Origin of the sequence: Photobacterium aphoticum (genome assembly GCF_001029435.1) — a bacterium.
In the GTDB taxonomy this organism is placed as follows: domain Bacteria; phylum Pseudomonadota; class Gammaproteobacteria; order Enterobacterales; family Vibrionaceae; genus Photobacterium; species Photobacterium aphoticum.
Window position 1 is genome coordinate 140615 of the sequence record NZ_LDOV01000027.1, and the last position, 16052, is coordinate 156666.

Here is a 16052-nt window from a genome sequence, read left to right on the forward strand (position 1 = left end):
ATTCATCATCAGAATTGAAAAGAGGCCGAGTGCCTCTTTTTTCTTATGCTTTCATGACGCTGTTTTATTCCGTCATGAGCAGGCAGTGAGTCAGTCATTATGAAAGAACCTATCTTTCAGTATATCCCGTTAGATCGCCACCGCATGACGGAAACAGACACCGTTGCGTTGTGTGAGGCGATTAATCTTGCTTTTGCAGAGTATGAAGCCTTTACGGGAAAACCCTATTTGCGTTTTGAATCACATGAACGGTTTATGCAAAACCTGTCAGATGAAGATAGTCACTTTTTAGTGGTAAAACGCGGTGCGCAGTTTATCGCCGGTGTTTGTTTTCATACCCCGTCGCCAGAATCTGACACCTTGTACTTTGGCATGCTGTGGGTTGCGCCGAATGAGAGACGACAGGGCATTGCAGAGCAATTGATTCAGCGAATAGAAGAGGAAGCTAAGCATCGCAATAAAAAAGGGCTGATGATCAAGTTATTCAAAATTCCAAAGCTTGTTCAGTATTATCAGGCACTGGGTTTTGATTTTATTGAGGGAAATCAGGCAGGCCCGATGGTGAAGGTTTTTACTTAGTCTATTGTTATTATTCGTCGTGTAATTTCATGATTATTCAATAGAAATACTGCTTTACCACTCGAAAATGTGTCTCCTGCTCATCGACTTACTCCAGTATTACCCGTAATTTTCCGTCATCTAAATACAGGCACAAAAAGGATTGATGATGCTTGCGGGTTACCAACTGACATGTGGACACTGTCAAACGAAAACGGTGTTAACACACCTCATGGTTGAAGAAATTGAAACAGCAGGCGTGTATACCTGTGAATGCAAAGCAAAGCTGTTTCCGGTGGATCGTGACCAAGAATGCGGCCTTTTCAATGCCGCTAAAGAGACGACCTCGGCCGAGAAAGACAGTGCAAATAGCCAATTATTCGTGTCATTCTTAGTGGGGATCCCTTTCCTGATTTTCATCGTGAGCATTGAAGCGTATGCGGTGATGTGGATGGCCGCAGGCGTCATTGGTTGGGGAATGAATCACAGCCCAAAGCACTCAACCATCATTGATATTGATTTCATGGTGGTTTCGGTTCCAGATCAGGAATCAACGAATCAAGCACAATAAGATTGAGCGTCATCCATTACGTAAACGGCGCAGTGTCGATATGACCTGCGCCGTTTTCATTTCCATCATGGGTGATGCTATTGATTGGGTACGCTACATCACGGCTAGCACGGATAAGCTGAGCGTCACTATCGCCGGTATCGCATCCTTCCAACCGTCGAACCGAAAATGAAAATACAGAGCACCAACAGATGTCATGCCTAATAGTCCCGCCCCCGCAAAAAGTAACCACGCCTTTGTCGGTATGACGATATAACTGATTAACAGTATCGCGCCGGTGAGTTCGATAAGTCCCACCAAAAACATGCTCGTCCGGTTCAAGCCGTATTTGTGGAAGAAAGCCAGCTGGGTAGTAAAAATGAATCGTTGCCAACCCAGTAATTTAATGGAGCTGGCAAAAACAAAGAAGGCTATCAGTAAGTAAATGAATACGAGTGTCATTGGGGACTCTTTAATGTGTCATGTTGTCTGTTGGTATCATTTAACCATTCCTGAGTGAGTGGATAAATGGTAGCTTTGGCATATCATCCATTCCCAGTGAGAATGCAAAATGGATAAGTTTGATTGTCTGAATGTGTTTATCCGTACTGCTCAACTTGGCAGTTTTACGGCAACTGCCAATGCATTGAACCTGACGCAAAGTGCGGTGAGTAAGAAGATCGCTTGGCTTGAACAGCAAGTGGGCTTTGCTTTGTTCCACCGTAACAGTCGAAAAATTGCGCTAACCCCACAAGGGGACGAGTATGCGAAACATTGCGAGCAGGTTTTGACGGACATGCTTACTATCGAGACGCGTTTAAGGGGCGATCGTCTTGAAGTCCGTGGTGAGTTACGACTGTCTGTGCCCAGTGTGATGGTCACGCAGTTATTAGCGGAGCCTATCAGTGCATTCATGCGGCAACACCCGGCATTGATCGTGAACGTGTCAGTGAGCGATAGGCAAGTGGATTTAATCGACAGTCAAACTGATGTGGCTATCCGCGTGGCAAATTTGTCCGACTCCCGCTATAAAGCGCGATTCTTGTTTAATAACACCGCTGTCTTTTTGGCCGCGCCAGCGTATTTAGCGCGACAGGGGAGGCCAGTAATTCCTGATGATTTGGCTAAACATCACCCATCATCGCATCTCTGTTTAACCTATTCGTTGATGCGCCCGTCACATCAATGGACCGTCTATGAGGCCGCCGTACCTACGAATAAGGCTATTATCCCAGTGCAGGAAGTGTTTACCAGTGACAGTGCTGAGATGCTGTTGAAAATGGCCACGTTAGGTCATGGTATTGCGGCTTTGCCCCATTGGATGGCAGAGCCACATTTTGCATCAGGTGTATTAGAGCCTGTATTACCCGAGTATCAGGCGATGAGTTTACCTATGCATGCCGTATTTAAAGACGATGCTTATCAGCCATACCGTATTCGTGTCTTTGTCGATTTCTTGGTTGCTTATTTTAACGACAATCCGGTGAGACAAAGTTTCTAAGGAAATATATCTTTTCGTGGCTACACAGTGTGAGAATATTCCTACAAAGGCTATTAATAGATAAATTACTATCCATTTTGTATCTTATTGTGAGAAAATGTAACCGCATGCTGTTTTGTACGAGGTGTGTGAATAACAATAATATGAATAGGATTAAGTAACTCTATGTTTTTCAGAAAGAAACAAGCTGACAGTAAGCCCTCTTTTGAACAAAATCTATACGCTGCTATTTTTAAGAACACAGCCTATATTGAGTTTGATAAGAGTGGCAATATTCTTACTGCTAGTAATAAGTTTCTAAATTGCGTGGGCTATACACTTGAGGAAATTCAGAATAAGCACCATCGCATGTTCTGTGAAACCAGTTATACCTATTCATCAGAGTATGCAGAGTTTTGGCGCGCTCTGGCTGCGGGGGAATCTTTTGAAGGGACGTTTACCCGTATCTGTAAAGATGGCCACCATGTGATTTTATCTGCCACCTATATTCCGGTGATTGATGACCAGGGTCAGGTAGAACGTGTATTCAAAATTGCTGCTGATGTTACCAGTGTGCATAAAACAGATGCACAAAAACAAAGTGTGATTGATGCGCTGAATAAGTCGATGGCGGTGATTGAGTTCTCTATCGACGGAAAAGTGATCCGCGCGAACGACAATTTCCTTAATACACTGCGTTACCGTGAAAGCGAAATTATCGGCCAGCATCATCGCATGTTCTGTTTTGATGATTTTTACCGCGAAAACCCAGATTTTTGGTCTGATTTGCGTGCGGGCCGTTACAAGTCTGGTCAGTTCTTGCGCCGTGACTCTTCAGGCCGCAATGTGTGGATTGAAGCGACGTATAACCCGATCCTGGATGAGCAGGGTAACGTGGTCAGCGTGGTGAAGTTTGCCACTGATGTGACTGAGCAAGTAGAACGTAACTTAGCCATTTCACAAGCCTCAGAAGTGGCTTACAGCACCTCGGTTGAAACCTCACAAATTGCGCTGGAAGGCTCAAAACTGCTGCAAGATTCAGTAGAAGTGTCACACGAAATCAGTGAAAAAGTCGCTGGTGCGGCGGCGAAAATTGCGGATTTGAATGAGCGCTCTAACAACATTTCGCAGATCGTGTTAACCATCAAAGGCATTGCTGAGCAGACGAACTTGTTAGCATTGAACGCGGCGATTGAAGCGGCACGCGCCGGTGATCAAGGCCGAGGTTTTGCCGTGGTGGCGGATGAAGTGCGAAAACTGGCGTCTCGTACGGCAGAATCCACTGCTGAAATCACCCATGTGGTGGACGAGAACCAAGAATTAACCACTGACATTACCCAGTTTATGCAAGAAGTGGCGACAATTTCAGATTTGGGCAGCGCCAAGATGTCTGAAGTCTCAACCGTGATGGAAGAGATCTACAAAGGGGCAGAAAATGTCTCGAGCACGGTAATGAGCTTAAGCGAACAAAAGATGTAACAGGGGCAATCACTGCACCCAAACATTCATCGCGATACGAAAGAGGCCAATTGGCCTCTTTCTGTTTATGGCATTCATATAACTTGAATAGAGAAGCGATTATCGATATTCAGGCTCTAAGGGTGCAGTAAAGACAAATTTTTCACCATCCCACACAATGTACGTATCAATGGTGGCAGGTGTAGGCACCATGATGACATCCAGATCCTTGATAACATCATCAGGTAATCTGCTTCTTGCTGAGCCTTGAGGAATTACTGTTGAAGGTAATTTCTCAATGAACATTTCGTCACCTTCCTCACTATTTAACTCACCACAAGCAGTGAGTACATGCACCGTGTCAGCAATAATGATGATGGCGTTGCCGTAAGAGTTTTTCTCATCACAAGGGTAAGCGACTTGCCATGGGTTTGAGACGGTTATTTTAGGATCGGTAACCTTAACGTCTTTCGCGAAAACCACTTTGCTTGGATGTTTTGAAGACGTTAAGTTGGCAGTAAATTCAGATAAGACTTTTCCGTAACTAATATCTGAGGGGATGTTGGGTATCGCTGTATTGGCGGAACTTGAACAGGCAATGATGGATAAGAGTAGAGATACGGTAATACTTATTTTTGGGCGATAGCGCATAGTTGTACTCGATGTTAATTAGTTCGTCGCGCATTAAAACAATGCTCATGGTTAATTTAGGTATTCGGGTTCTTCAGGCATAACAAAGATATACGTTTCGCCATCCCAAACGATGTAACTATCAACCCCGGCTTCTGATGGAATAACTAAGACATCACGATTTAGAGTAATTGCGTCAGGAAGGTTTCTGCGGGCTGAACCTTGAGGCAAAACGGTCGAAGGGTGTTTTTCAATAGACATTTCATAACCGTCATAACTATTCAGTGCTGTGCAGGATCGGAGTACATGTGTGTTTTCCGTGATGACAATGATCGCGCTGCCATCAGAGTTTTTCTCATCACAAGGGTAAGCGAGTTGCCATGGGTTAGAGACGGTTATCTTCGGATCGGTAACCTTAACCTCTTTAGCAAAAATCACCTGACTTGGCACGGTCGTGGAGGATAACTGAGCTGTAAATTCCGATAATATTTTGCCGTGCTGAATACCCACAATGGCTTTAGCGTTGATTGTGTCTGCGGAGCTGATGGCTGATGAAGTTAATAAAGTCAGACTGAAAACGCTCATCAATGGTTTTTTATAAAGCATTAATATATTAATCATCCATTTTTAATGAGGTTGTTAGCCGAGAGTTTCGGCGTAATGCAAGAATGAGAAATGTAAGCGAGCACAGGTAAATTGGATACGGCATGAAAAAGTGAATGCGAGGTAATTCACTAAAATTTATGTGGATATTGTGAAAATTGAGCGACGTTCAATTAAAAAGACTAAAACGCCCCTGCCGGTAAGGGCAGGGGCGTTAAGTCGTATTCAATGTATGGCTAATAATCGCTAAGCGTTACTGGCAAGAAGACTCACCAACACTTTCCCAGACAGAGGCTTTGCCTGGTTCTTCGCCTTTGGTCCACCACTTGGCTTTCCAGCGCTGACCGTCATGGTTCACCTGCTCGCCGCCCTGATAAGCGACGCCGGCGTTCCAGCCGAATTCAACATCACTGATCAATGCCCACTGATCTGCGGTGATGCTTGGTTCGTTGTTTTGTGTCCAGTATTTTGCCTGCCAAACCAGATTGTCGTGGCTGACTTGATCGCCGGTGTTATACACCGCACCACCGGTCCATGCAGGGTAGTTGCCTGCGTTTGGATCGTTGATGTCACAGTCATTACCGCCGCCGATGTCTTTCGGGTTCACGGTGATCAACGTACGTGCCGTTGCATCCAGTGCACCGTCAGAAACCATGACAGACACACTGTCTTGCGTCATTTCTGTCACTGCCGGAGCTTTCAAACGCAGTGTGGCTGAGCCTTGGCCTGATACCACTTCAAACTGTGATGAAACCGTCCATGTGTACGTTAGTGGCTCACCGTCAGGATCGCTGGCTTTGGCATTCAGTGAGAAGGTCGCTTCTGCATCCACGGTCAGGGTTTCTGGCAGTGTGACGACAGGGGCTTGGTTTGCTTGCTCTGCCTTATTGGTTACAGTGACGGTGTCACGCGCTGTCAGGCCTTCTTCATCAGTCACCACCAGTGAGAAGTGGTACTGTGTATCTGCATCGACCGCAGGCAGGGAGATCGTCGCTTTAGCCTGATCGCTGCCGGTGATCACAAGGCTATCACCAGCAGTTTGTGTCCACTGGTAAGTCATCGCTTGCTGCTCAGGGTCGTAGGATTTTGAACCATCCAAGGTCACAGTGATAGGCCCCATGACTGTGTGATCAGCACCCGCATTGGCAACCGGTGGCTTATTCTGCACTGGTGGCGGGGTGACACCGCCGTCACCGTGGCCCAGTCCTTCATGCATGGCATTCAACAAATCGCCATTGTCAGCATCAATTTCCCATGAGAACAGACCCGCCAGGCCGCGTTCCTGAACGAATTGGCCTTTGGCTTTCACCGCGCGTGGATCATCGTAGCTGATCAGCTCTTTGGTGGTTGGGTTCCACTTGTAAGAGGCTTCCGCCTGCTCGTCGTAACGGTTTTCCCAGCCGTTGCTTGAGTGGTTATTTACGATATCACGGTAGTCCAGTACACCTGCTTCCCATGTGCCTTTAATGGCACCCGTGGCTTGACCTGTCATTGGGTTATCGCCAGTGATATTGTGAACACCTTGCCAGCCGCGACCGTATTTTGGCACACCAATGACCAGTTTCTTTGGATCCAAGCCTTGTGCCAGCAGGTCATTCACACCACGTTCAACGGTGTGGGTGATTGCTGGATTATGGCTTGCATCGTAGATGCCGGATTGATGGCCTAGGTTGTTCAGATCAAACGCACCAAACATGTCATAGTTCATCAGGAAGATGTAATCCATGTACTGCTGGGCGCGGTTGTAATCCACCACATCAATTTTCTTCACATCAACGCCAATCGCAGAGGTTAGCTGATAAGTGCGGCCTGTTTCGGCTGATAGCTCATCTAGCATGGTGCGCAGTTCTTTCATCAGCGTGACATACAGTTCACCGTCTTTGTTTTTATCACCCAGTTCCGGGTTCGCCGCGCCACCGCCTGGGTATTCCCAGTCGATGTCGACACCGTCAAAGAATTTCCACGTTTGCAGGAATTCTTTTACTGAATTAACAAATACACGGCGTTTGCTTTCGTCGTGCATGAAGTAGAACGGATCAGACAGGGTCCAGCCACCGATAGACGGCAAAATTTTCAGGTCTGGGTACGCTTGTTTCAGCGCCATCATTTGACCGAAGTTACCACGGTACGGGTCCGTCCATTCATTCACGCCTTGCTGACCTTTTTGCAGGGCAGCCCACGGGTCATGAATAGCCACAGCAAAGTCTGGTGTGCCCGCACACGCTTTTTGCAGCGCTTCAAAACTGCCCGGAATTTGCTTCAGGCTGTCGTTAATGCCGTCGCCACCACAAATAGGCGTAAAGCCGTACAGCATGTGAGTCAGGTTTTGTGCTGGCACTTTATCTAACGGGAATTTACGGTCGTAAACACTCCATTCAACAAAGTAGGTGCCGACCACTTTCCCGGACGTATTGGTGTAAGGTTTGTTGTTTTCCTGCAGGGTAGGTACCAGTGGTGCTAAATGGCTACCATCGGTGTCTGCCACCGTTAGTTTTACTGAGGTGCTTTCACTACAACCGTCGGCGTTACACAGCTCCACGCTCATGTCATACACACCGCCTTGACTAAGATTGAAGGTTGCGCTTTTGCTGCTGCCTTTGCCGGTCCAAACCGTTTTGCCATCCAATAAGACATTGGCTGTTTGCGCAGGATCACCGCTCCATGTTTGCCAGGACACGGTCACCGGAATTTCATTGTGGCGGGCAACCACAATCTCTTTGTAACTTTGCGCGTCGCGGTTTAATTCAACCAGTGCGTAGGTATGCGTGCCCCAATCAAGGCTAGGTGTACCCGGTGCAGCGGCATTTGCTGCCGTTGCTGTGATCAAGCTGCTTACCAGCAGGGCGATGTGAGATTTTTTCAAAATAGGCTCCGTTTATACAGGGGTAAACAAGCACTCTTTTTGCTGGGAAAGGGCATGCGTCGCAGTGACAGGGCACTGCCAGAGCGCATGTTTGCCGCGCAAAAGAAGTCGCTTGTAGGGCGTGTATAATACGAGGTCAACGCTTGAGGCAGTCCCGCTGTCATAGGTAAAGGATTGAATAACAATGCATTACCCTTAGACCGGAAACTTTGCGTCCTGCATTTTCATGCAGTTTGCCGTTGTCACAAGTATTAAGAATATAAATATCAGAATGCTTATTTTGTGCAAATTAAAAGCGGAGATCTTCCGCTGTAGTCGGGATCTTTTACGGTATTTTGTGACACTGCTTCACGCAATTCACTCCGTAAAGGTGTAATGCATTGTGTGCTTTATTTCGGGGAGAAGGGGGGCGAGAGGGCGAAAAAAGCGCCAGTGCAGACTGACGCTTTTTGCATAAAATTGAATGAAGATGGAGACAGGGATCTGGCGTGTTAGTTTGCTAATGCCATTTCATGATCCGGCTTCATCAATGCGCGACGGTTAATGTCCATCCACACCATAGGAATAACCACAAAGGCAAGGGCAATGTTAGACAGCGGTACCGCCAACCAGATACCGTCGACACCCATCAGTTTTGGCATGAAATACAGGAACGGCAGCTGAATCAACATATTACCCAGTGAGATAGCCAGCGCTTTGCCGCCTTTATCGATAGCCATAAAGTAGACCGATGCCAGTGCGAACAAGCCATCCAAGAACATCGCAAACAGGTGCAGGCGAATACCGTTGATGGTTTCTGCAGCTAGCTGCGGTTCATTCTGACTGAACAAATTCACCAAGGTGTTCGGGAAGATGTTCAACACCGCGATGGCAATCAGGCCGGTAAACGCCACAATTTTCGCCGCCAATACCAGTGTCGCACGGATCTTCTCACCTTGTTTCGCACCATAGTAGTAGCTGACGGGTGGTTGCATGCCGCTGGAAATACCTTCTGCCAGCAGATAATACATGGTGACCAGATAACCGACGATGGCATAGGCACCTACATGGACCGCGCTGCCGTAGCTCATGAACAATTTGTTATGCAGTGCCACCATGAAGCTGAAGTAGGCGTACATTAATAGGCTAGATGTACCCAATCCTACAGTTTTAAGTGCGATACTGACGTTGAAGCAGGCGTTCCGCACGCTAAGCCTAAGCTGTGAATAGCGCGAGAAAAAGTACAGTACTGCCACCAAGGTAATACTGATTTGCGCAATGATGGTGGCAACAGCGGCCCCTTTCAACGCCCAGCCAAAGTGGCCAATAAACAGGTAATCTAAAACAATATTGATGATCGCGCCTGCCATCATCAGGCCGGTGGAAAAGTTCGGGCTGTCATCATTACGGATCAGCATCGGCAGGGCACCCGCCGCAATGGTAAAGACGGCACCCCAGCTGAACACTTCAATGTAGGCGATACCCATTTCCAACGCATTGCCGGTTGCGCCTTGTGCAATCAACAAGGTCGGCGCCAGCATGTTGAGGAAAATCATCATCAGCAGACCGGCAATACCGATCAAACCTAATGCGGTGTACAAGGTTTGCTGGGCTTTAACCTGTTGATTTTCACCTCGGAAAATGGAAATGATACTGCCAGCGCCCATACCGACAAGCAGACCAAGACCCGCCAGTACGCCGATCACCGGCCAGGCAAGGTTAATACCTGCTAAGCCTTCATAGCCAATATAATGTCCAACGAACATGCCATCGATCACTTGGTACAGGCCGTTCACGAGCATGGCAGCAATAGAAGGAATCGCAAAGCGCCAGAAGGTCTTGCTGGTGCTGTTAGGGTCGATGCTGCTGGAGGTAATTTCTTGCATTGTTATCATTCTTCTGTGTGATTTATACCCTTATTATCGTAATTATTCGGATTGATTAAAGTTGGTTACTATCCGATTTTCGGATAGATTGACGGTAATTCGAAGAGAATTGGCAGTAAGTGGTAGGGGCATTTGATCGATTTTGGTTTGTGATGCTTAAATGGCATAGTTTTGGTGTGGTAAGTGAGCAAGGTGGCAATGAATTGGACAATTGATCAATTAGACGCGTTTGTAACGGCGGTGCAGCAAGGATCATTTTCTGCGGCAGCAAGAAAGATGGGCAAGGCGCAATCGCGGGTCAGCACTGCCATTAATAACCTAGAGCTGGATTTAGGCTTTGAGTTATTTGACCGTAGTTCCCGTTTGCCGGTCCTCACTCCGGCGGGTGAAGACATGTATATCGAAGCGCAAGCGGTATTGGCACAGTGCCAGCGAATGTGTTCAAGGGCAATGACCGTCTCGACCGGTGAAGAAACCATGTTCACGGTAGCGATCGACGAAGCCGTGCCGGTAACGGCTTTTGAAATCATGTTTGAAGCCGTTGCGCGTGAGTTTCCGCTGTTAAAGCTGACCATCATTAATGGCTCTCAGCAAGATATCGCCCAGTATGCGGCCAGCGGTAAAGCGGATATCGGTGTGCTATTTCATCAGCACAGTTTGCCGGAAAATCTGGAATTTACCTCTGTCGGGCAGTTTAAGCATTCGCTGATTGTATCCCGCGACCATCCGCTCTCTGCTATTCCTGTTCCTGAAATACAAGATCTTACCCGGTATCGTCAATTGGTGATCCGTGACCGTATGGGATTAGGACAGGCCAAGCCTTTGGCCTCGAATTATTGGCATATCGACAGTTATTACATGATTTCAGCGTTGGTGATCCGAGGCTTAGGTTGGGCACTTGTGCCTGAGCATGTGGCGAAAGAGCAGTGGTATGCGAATGATTTGGTGGAATTATCAACCGAGGCCATACCGCATCCGTTAATGGTCGAGATCGGTGTGGTGAAACGGCGTGACAAAGGTATCGGGCCGGTGATGGAATGGATGTACAACGAACTGGAGAAGATATTCTAGTTGTTAGCTTGATCAGTATCCTTTTTGAGAATATAGATTAAACAAATTTCACCTGTTACTGTCCTAGTAGTACCTAGTCAGAAATCTGATATTTAGCATTACAAAACAAGAAAAAGAAGAGACCGTTTGCGCTATGCCAGAGCCTTGTATTACTCCCAACACTGTTCAGCCTTTGCCACTGATTCTGGCGGGGCCGATTTTACGTCAAGTCACCGCGCAACAGATTACGCTGTGGCTAACGGTGTCGCAGCCATTGGAAGGCTCCGTTCAGGTGTATCAGGATGATCCGCTCAGTTCCTCATTGTCAGAGACACCGTTCTTTAGCGGTGATCTCGCGACAGGGGAGCATATTCAAATTGGTCAGCGTGCCTGGATTTATCAAGTTACGTTCCAAGGTGAGTTTCCCGTTGATGCGCCGTTGAGTTATCAGATTATTACGCAGCAGGGCGAACTGACCGACGAGTTGCCGCACCTGTTGTATGACGGTGAATCCCGTATCCGCTTTACCATTAACACCCGTGCGGATTACGTGATGCACGGTTCTTGCCGTAATCCGCATTATCCAAGTAAAGACAGTCTTGTTGCTGCTGATAATAAAGTGGGCGGCCAAGCATTGCACGAACGCCCAAGTCTATTGATGATGAGTGGCGATCAGATCTATGCCGATCATGTTGCTGGCCCTATGCTGGATGCTATTCAGCAAGTGATTGCTTTACTGGGTTTACACGGCGAGAGTTTTGAAAAAGCGCAGGTAGATAACAGTAACGCACTGTTTGCACACCCTTATAACTTTTACCACCGCGATAAAATCTTGCCTCACTACTTAGAGGGTGGGGAAGAAGTATTCGAGCGTGTGCCACGTGTTGCAAACTGGTTACGTCGAAAAGTACCGGTATTTAGCTCGCGTGAATCCAATAATCATCTCATTACACTGAGTGAATTTGTCGCCATGTATTTGCTGGTGTGGTCACCGGTGCTGTGGCGCTTTGTCGATAGCAATAAGTTACAACAGCTGGATTTCACCTGGCATGGACATACTCTTGCGCCGCAATGGCAGCAAGTGTGGAAAAATGAAAAACCAATTATTGATGAATTTGTTGCAGGTTTGCCGCAAGTTCAGCGCCTATTGGCCCATTTGCCAACTTATATGATCTTTGATGATCATGACGTGACCGATGACTGGAACCTGACCGTCGGCTGGGAGCAAGCGGCATACGGTAACCCGTTTTCGCGTCGTATTATCGGTAATGGCTTGCTTAGCTATTGGCTGTTCCAAGGGTGGGGTAACGCGCCAGAAAATTTCGATGAGACGTTTATGGCGCGCATGCAGGATTTTTTCAGTGCGCCTAATCGGGATCGCCAAGACAGCCTGATTGATTATCTGTACCGTTTTGAGCAGTGGCATTACACGGTGAACACCACCCCAAAAATGTTGGTGCTGGATACCCGTACCCGCCGTTGGCGTTCAGAGTCGAAAATGAATAAACCGTCGGGCCTGATGGACTGGGAAGCATTGATTGAAATGCATCAAGGCTTGATTCACGAACCGGCTGTGATCATTGTGTCAGCCGCGCCTATGTTCGGGGTGAAGTTCATTGAAATGCTGCAACGTGGCATGACATGGATCGGCCAACCCTTGCTGGTGGATGCAGAAAACTGGATGGCACATCCCGGCTCGGCCAATACTCTCATCAGTATTTTTACTCATACCAAAACGCCGACGAACTTTGTGATTTTGTCGGGGGATGTGCACTATTCCTTCGCGTATGACGTGAAACTGCGATTTAGAAAGTGCAGTCCGAATATTTATCAAATCACCTGTAGCGGGATCAAAAACGAATTCCCGAATGGCCTATTGCGTGTGTGTGACTTTATGGATCGCATTCTGTATAGCCCTCGTTCGCCCTTAAACTGGCTGACCAAACGTAAGCGCTTAAAAGTATTCAAGCGGGATCCGGACTTACCGGGCAATCATCGTCTGATTAACCGCAGCGCTATCGGGGAAGTGCGATTGGATGAGAACGGAAAACCGGTAGATATCGCGATTTTAACGGCAGAAGGGGAGCGTATCGCATTTCCGCCGATTGAAGAGCGGGATTAAGCGGGTATTCATCGATTCATATCGCATTTTACGCATCAAACAGGCAACGCCATCGACATACCCTATAGTTCATGGGAGACCATAAAAACAAAAGGAAGGAGTAAGTCATGGCGTTAACACTGAAAACAATCCGTCATCGGGTGGCGATGGGATTAGGGATTTGGGCACTGTCAGCCTCTGCTTATGCAGGATGGGCGCTGGATAATCAGCAGTCTGTGATTGATTTTTCCTCCGTGAAAAATGATGCCGTGGTCGAAAATCACGGATTCAAGCAGCTCAGCGGCACGATTGATGATAAAGGGGCGGTCACGCTGACCATTGCGCTCGACAGTGTGGACACCAATATCGAAATTCGTGACACCCGCATGAAAGAGATGTTGTTCCAAACCAAGACGTTTCCCAATGCGACCATCAGTGCCAACGTCGATGGCACGATTTTGCGCAGCTTGGCACCGGGGACAACCCGCGTAGATGAAGTGACCTTCACGTTAGATCTACACGGGAAAACGCAAGACTTACCCGCAAAAGTGCAAATCACAGGGTTAGAGGGTGGCGGCTTGTTAGTGAATACGTTAGCGCCGGTTATGGTGATGGCGAACCAGTTTGATTTGGATGGCGGCGTGACCAAACTGAAAGAAGTTGCCAAGCTCAAATCGATTTTGTTGACCGTGCCGGTAAATGCGACCTTGGTGTTTAAACCTGCTACGTAATTGGCTTGATATCTGAACCTCTGACATACCACTCACAGCCGGCTTTGGTCGGCTGTGGGTGTTTTAGAGGGTAGCGATTTTAGTCTGTTCGTATTGCTACCCGAACCTCATTAATCACGCTAACATGCCCGCCATACCATTACTACACTATTGCAGAGCTCGTGCAGCGCTATTGCAAACAAGCAAACAAGCAAACAAGCAAACAAGAAGAAGAGAACGACGTGTTTGAGAAAGAACATCTGATTAAATTGGCCAATGTCAAAATGCCGTATGGCAAATATGCCGGTCGCGTGATCATTGATTTACCGGAAGAGTACTTACTGTGGTTTCAGAAGAAAGGTTTCCCGGAAGGTGAACTCGGCATGCTGATGGCATTGGCTTTGGAGTTCAAAATTGAAGGGCTGGAGAGTGTGATCAAGCCTCTTAAATACTAATACCTTGTATAACTACATCTACAGTTACGTATCGACTCTTGAGCAGAATAAAGGCTCAAGAGTTGCGATGTAGATAAATGAAGTATTGGAGTCGCTGTCTAAGAAGTACACCTACCGATAGTTTTAGGTGGTTCAGCTTGATTGTCATTTTACCTCAGTATAACTTGAGGGATGATTGAAATGGGATATAAATCAAAGGTCTAGTAATAACTAGACCTTTAAAATCATGGTCAGTTAGATTTTTGTAAACTTCATTACACCAAACCCAGCATCCATTACGATTGTTGAGTCATCGATAATCTTTAGAGTTTCAGGTTGTTTTCCATCTGTTTCAAGGAGCAATCTTCCATCTACGACTTTGATGCTATCAAATTCGGTGCGATCACCATCTAGCTCCATGTAGTCACTGCCTAGAACCATTACCGCAGAACCACCAGACTGTTTTTTCCCAAAGAAGGCATCTTGGAACTCAATTGAATACTCACCTTCATAGCCATGTCCGCCACATCCAACAAGCATTACTGCGATCACTGATGTGAAAAACAACTTAATTTTCTTCATGATTTTACCTTGGATTATTAATAATTCGCTTTTTAGATGCTCTTTTGATGCATTTACTTTTATGTCGTTGATGCTTCGAACAAGAATTTGAGGCGAAATATATCCCAAAAAACAATGGAAAGTATTGCTCTGCATCACATTGATTTTAATAGTTAATTTAAAAATATTTATCTAATCGATAAATAAAATGTATCTTATCAATTAATATTAAAACGAAAGTCTTCTCAAATTTTATGTCTCCGTGCTTTTTCGTTTTCTCTAAGTTGACGATCGACACATTTCACTAAATCACCACACAGAGATATTGATTTTAGGATGAGGGCTGCAAATAATTTGGTAATTGTCATTGATATGAACATCAATCAAGGTGTCAATATTCGGGCTGTTGAGGAAGGAGGGGTCATATCTAGGCAACGTAAGCGCTTAAACTAGGTAGTTCGTTGTGAGCTTCATCCCGCAGTTGAATGTGCATGTTGAAACAGTCAGTGGTGGCAATTATTAAATCGTTTAATAATTTACACTAATTCATTTGTATCAATTGGTTAAGTCATTATCACTATGCAAAAACGAATTTATATGGGCAAATGAAAAGAGCTTGTTGGAATGAACTTGTACCCAAATAGCCATTGAATTCATCGGGGCATTTGGCATCATGGTGAGTTCAATTTTTCAACAGGGCAAGGAATGCCATGCAACAGAAAGACAACCTTAATTGCGTCGGTACGGTTCAGAGCCATACGCAAAATCAAATGCTGGAAGTGACGTTCAGTCGTGACATAGAGCTGGCTGAGGTGATCGCGCTTTATCAAGCCAATGAATGGTCATCGGCTCAGGTTCCTGAAAAGCTTATTCCCGCTTTACTTAATTCCGACAGTTTGGTGACCGCTCGCCTGAACGGGCGGTTAGTGGGTATCGGCAATGCCATTTCAGATGGACACCTGGTGGTATATTACCCGCACATGTTGGTACATCCGGATGTACAAGGGCAGGGGATTGGCCGCCAGATGATGCAACTTATGCAAACCCGTTATGCCAGCTTTCATCAACAAATGCTGACTGCTGACGGCAAAGCCATCGCTTTTTATGAATCCCTTGGGTTTGAGCGAGCCGGGCAAACCGCGTCTATGTGGATTTATGCCGGGGATGATCACTAACGGGTATTCAGATT

The 16052-nt window shown here is 46.6% G+C and carries 15 protein-coding genes and 1 riboswitch; of the genes, 9 read left to right on the forward strand and 6 right to left on the reverse strand.

Features of this window, described 5'->3' with window-relative positions:
• The first annotated feature begins 99 nt into the window (after nt 1-99).
• Nucleotides 100-579, forward strand: coding sequence for a GNAT family N-acetyltransferase (locus tag ABT58_RS15555; RefSeq protein ID WP_047875337.1), 480 nt, complete (start codon nt 100-102; stop codon nt 577-579).
• A gap of 196 nt (nt 580-775) precedes the next feature.
• Nucleotides 776-1129, forward strand: coding sequence for a hypothetical protein (locus ABT58_RS15560; protein ID WP_146147250.1), 354 nt, complete (start codon nt 776-778; stop codon nt 1127-1129).
• A gap of 93 nt (nt 1130-1222) precedes the next feature.
• On the opposite strand, the gene ABT58_RS15565 is transcribed toward ABT58_RS15560, so the two are convergent.
• Complete coding sequence (locus ABT58_RS15565) at nt 1223-1570, reverse strand: DoxX family protein (protein WP_047875339.1); 348 nt, start codon at nt 1568-1570, stop codon at nt 1223-1225.
• Between the two features lie 109 nt (nt 1571-1679).
• Between ABT58_RS15565 and ABT58_RS15570 the strand changes: the two genes are divergently transcribed.
• Nucleotides 1680-2609: a LysR family transcriptional regulator gene (locus ABT58_RS15570; RefSeq protein ID WP_047875340.1), complete on the forward strand. Its 930-nt coding sequence runs from the start codon at nt 1680-1682 to the stop codon at nt 2607-2609.
• A gap of 165 nt (nt 2610-2774) precedes the next feature.
• Complete coding sequence (locus ABT58_RS24495; protein ID WP_047875341.1) at nt 2775-4067, forward strand: methyl-accepting chemotaxis protein; 1293 nt, start codon at nt 2775-2777, stop codon at nt 4065-4067.
• 99 nt (nt 4068-4166) lie between these two features.
• On the opposite strand, the gene ABT58_RS15580 is transcribed toward ABT58_RS24495, so the two are convergent.
• The 4 genes from ABT58_RS15580 to ABT58_RS15595 form a co-directional block, all read right to left on the reverse strand.
• Nucleotides 4167-4697 carry a hypothetical protein gene (locus ABT58_RS15580; RefSeq protein WP_047875342.1) on the reverse strand — a complete coding sequence of 177 codons (531 nt, stop codon included), beginning with the start codon at nt 4695-4697 and terminating at the stop codon, nt 4167-4169.
• Between the two features lie 51 nt (nt 4698-4748).
• Nucleotides 4749-5297, reverse strand: coding sequence for a hypothetical protein (locus ABT58_RS15585; protein WP_146147251.1), 549 nt, complete (start codon nt 5295-5297; stop codon nt 4749-4751).
• A gap of 235 nt (nt 5298-5532) precedes the next feature.
• Nucleotides 5533-8142, reverse strand: a complete 2610-nt coding sequence (locus ABT58_RS15590) for a glycosyl hydrolase family 18 protein (protein WP_047875344.1) — start codon at nt 8140-8142, stop codon at nt 5533-5535.
• A gap of 144 nt (nt 8143-8286) precedes the next feature.
• Nucleotides 8287-8390, reverse strand: a riboswitch (cyclic di-GMP riboswitch).
• 243 nt (nt 8391-8633) lie between these two features.
• The gene (locus tag ABT58_RS15595) at nt 8634-10007 is read right to left on the reverse strand and encodes an MATE family efflux transporter (protein ID WP_047875345.1); all 1374 of its coding nucleotides are present in this window, start codon (nt 10005-10007) and stop codon (nt 8634-8636) included.
• Between the two features lie 198 nt (nt 10008-10205).
• Here ABT58_RS15595 and ABT58_RS15600 point away from each other — a divergent pair, with 198 nt between their 5' ends.
• The 4 genes from ABT58_RS15600 to ABT58_RS15615 all read left to right on the forward strand — a co-directional run bounded on the left by ABT58_RS15600 (nt 10206) and on the right by ABT58_RS15615 (nt 14323).
• Nucleotides 10206-11078, forward strand: a complete 873-nt coding sequence (locus ABT58_RS15600) for a LysR family transcriptional regulator (protein ID WP_047875346.1) — start codon at nt 10206-10208, stop codon at nt 11076-11078.
• Between the two features lie 133 nt (nt 11079-11211).
• A complete protein-coding gene (locus tag ABT58_RS15605; protein WP_047875347.1) occupies nt 11212-13179 on the forward strand; it encodes an alkaline phosphatase D family protein in 1968 nt (655 codons plus the stop codon).
• Between the two features lie 107 nt (nt 13180-13286).
• A complete protein-coding gene (locus ABT58_RS15610; RefSeq protein ID WP_053063107.1) occupies nt 13287-13889 on the forward strand; it encodes a YceI family protein in 603 nt (200 codons plus the stop codon).
• A gap of 221 nt (nt 13890-14110) precedes the next feature.
• Complete coding sequence (locus tag ABT58_RS15615) at nt 14111-14323, forward strand: DUF3820 family protein (protein ID WP_047875404.1); 213 nt, start codon at nt 14111-14113, stop codon at nt 14321-14323.
• A 234-nt stretch (nt 14324-14557) separates the two neighbouring features.
• Here ABT58_RS15615 and ABT58_RS15620 read toward each other — a convergent pair whose 3' ends face one another.
• Nucleotides 14558-14884, reverse strand: a complete 327-nt coding sequence (locus tag ABT58_RS15620) for a hypothetical protein (protein ID WP_047875405.1) — start codon at nt 14882-14884, stop codon at nt 14558-14560.
• A gap of 689 nt (nt 14885-15573) precedes the next feature.
• Here ABT58_RS15620 and ABT58_RS15625 point away from each other — a divergent pair.
• Nucleotides 15574-16038: a GNAT family N-acetyltransferase gene (locus ABT58_RS15625; protein ID WP_229821630.1), complete on the forward strand. Its 465-nt coding sequence runs from the start codon at nt 15574-15576 to the stop codon at nt 16036-16038.
• Nucleotides 16039-16052: the final 14 nt, after the last annotated feature.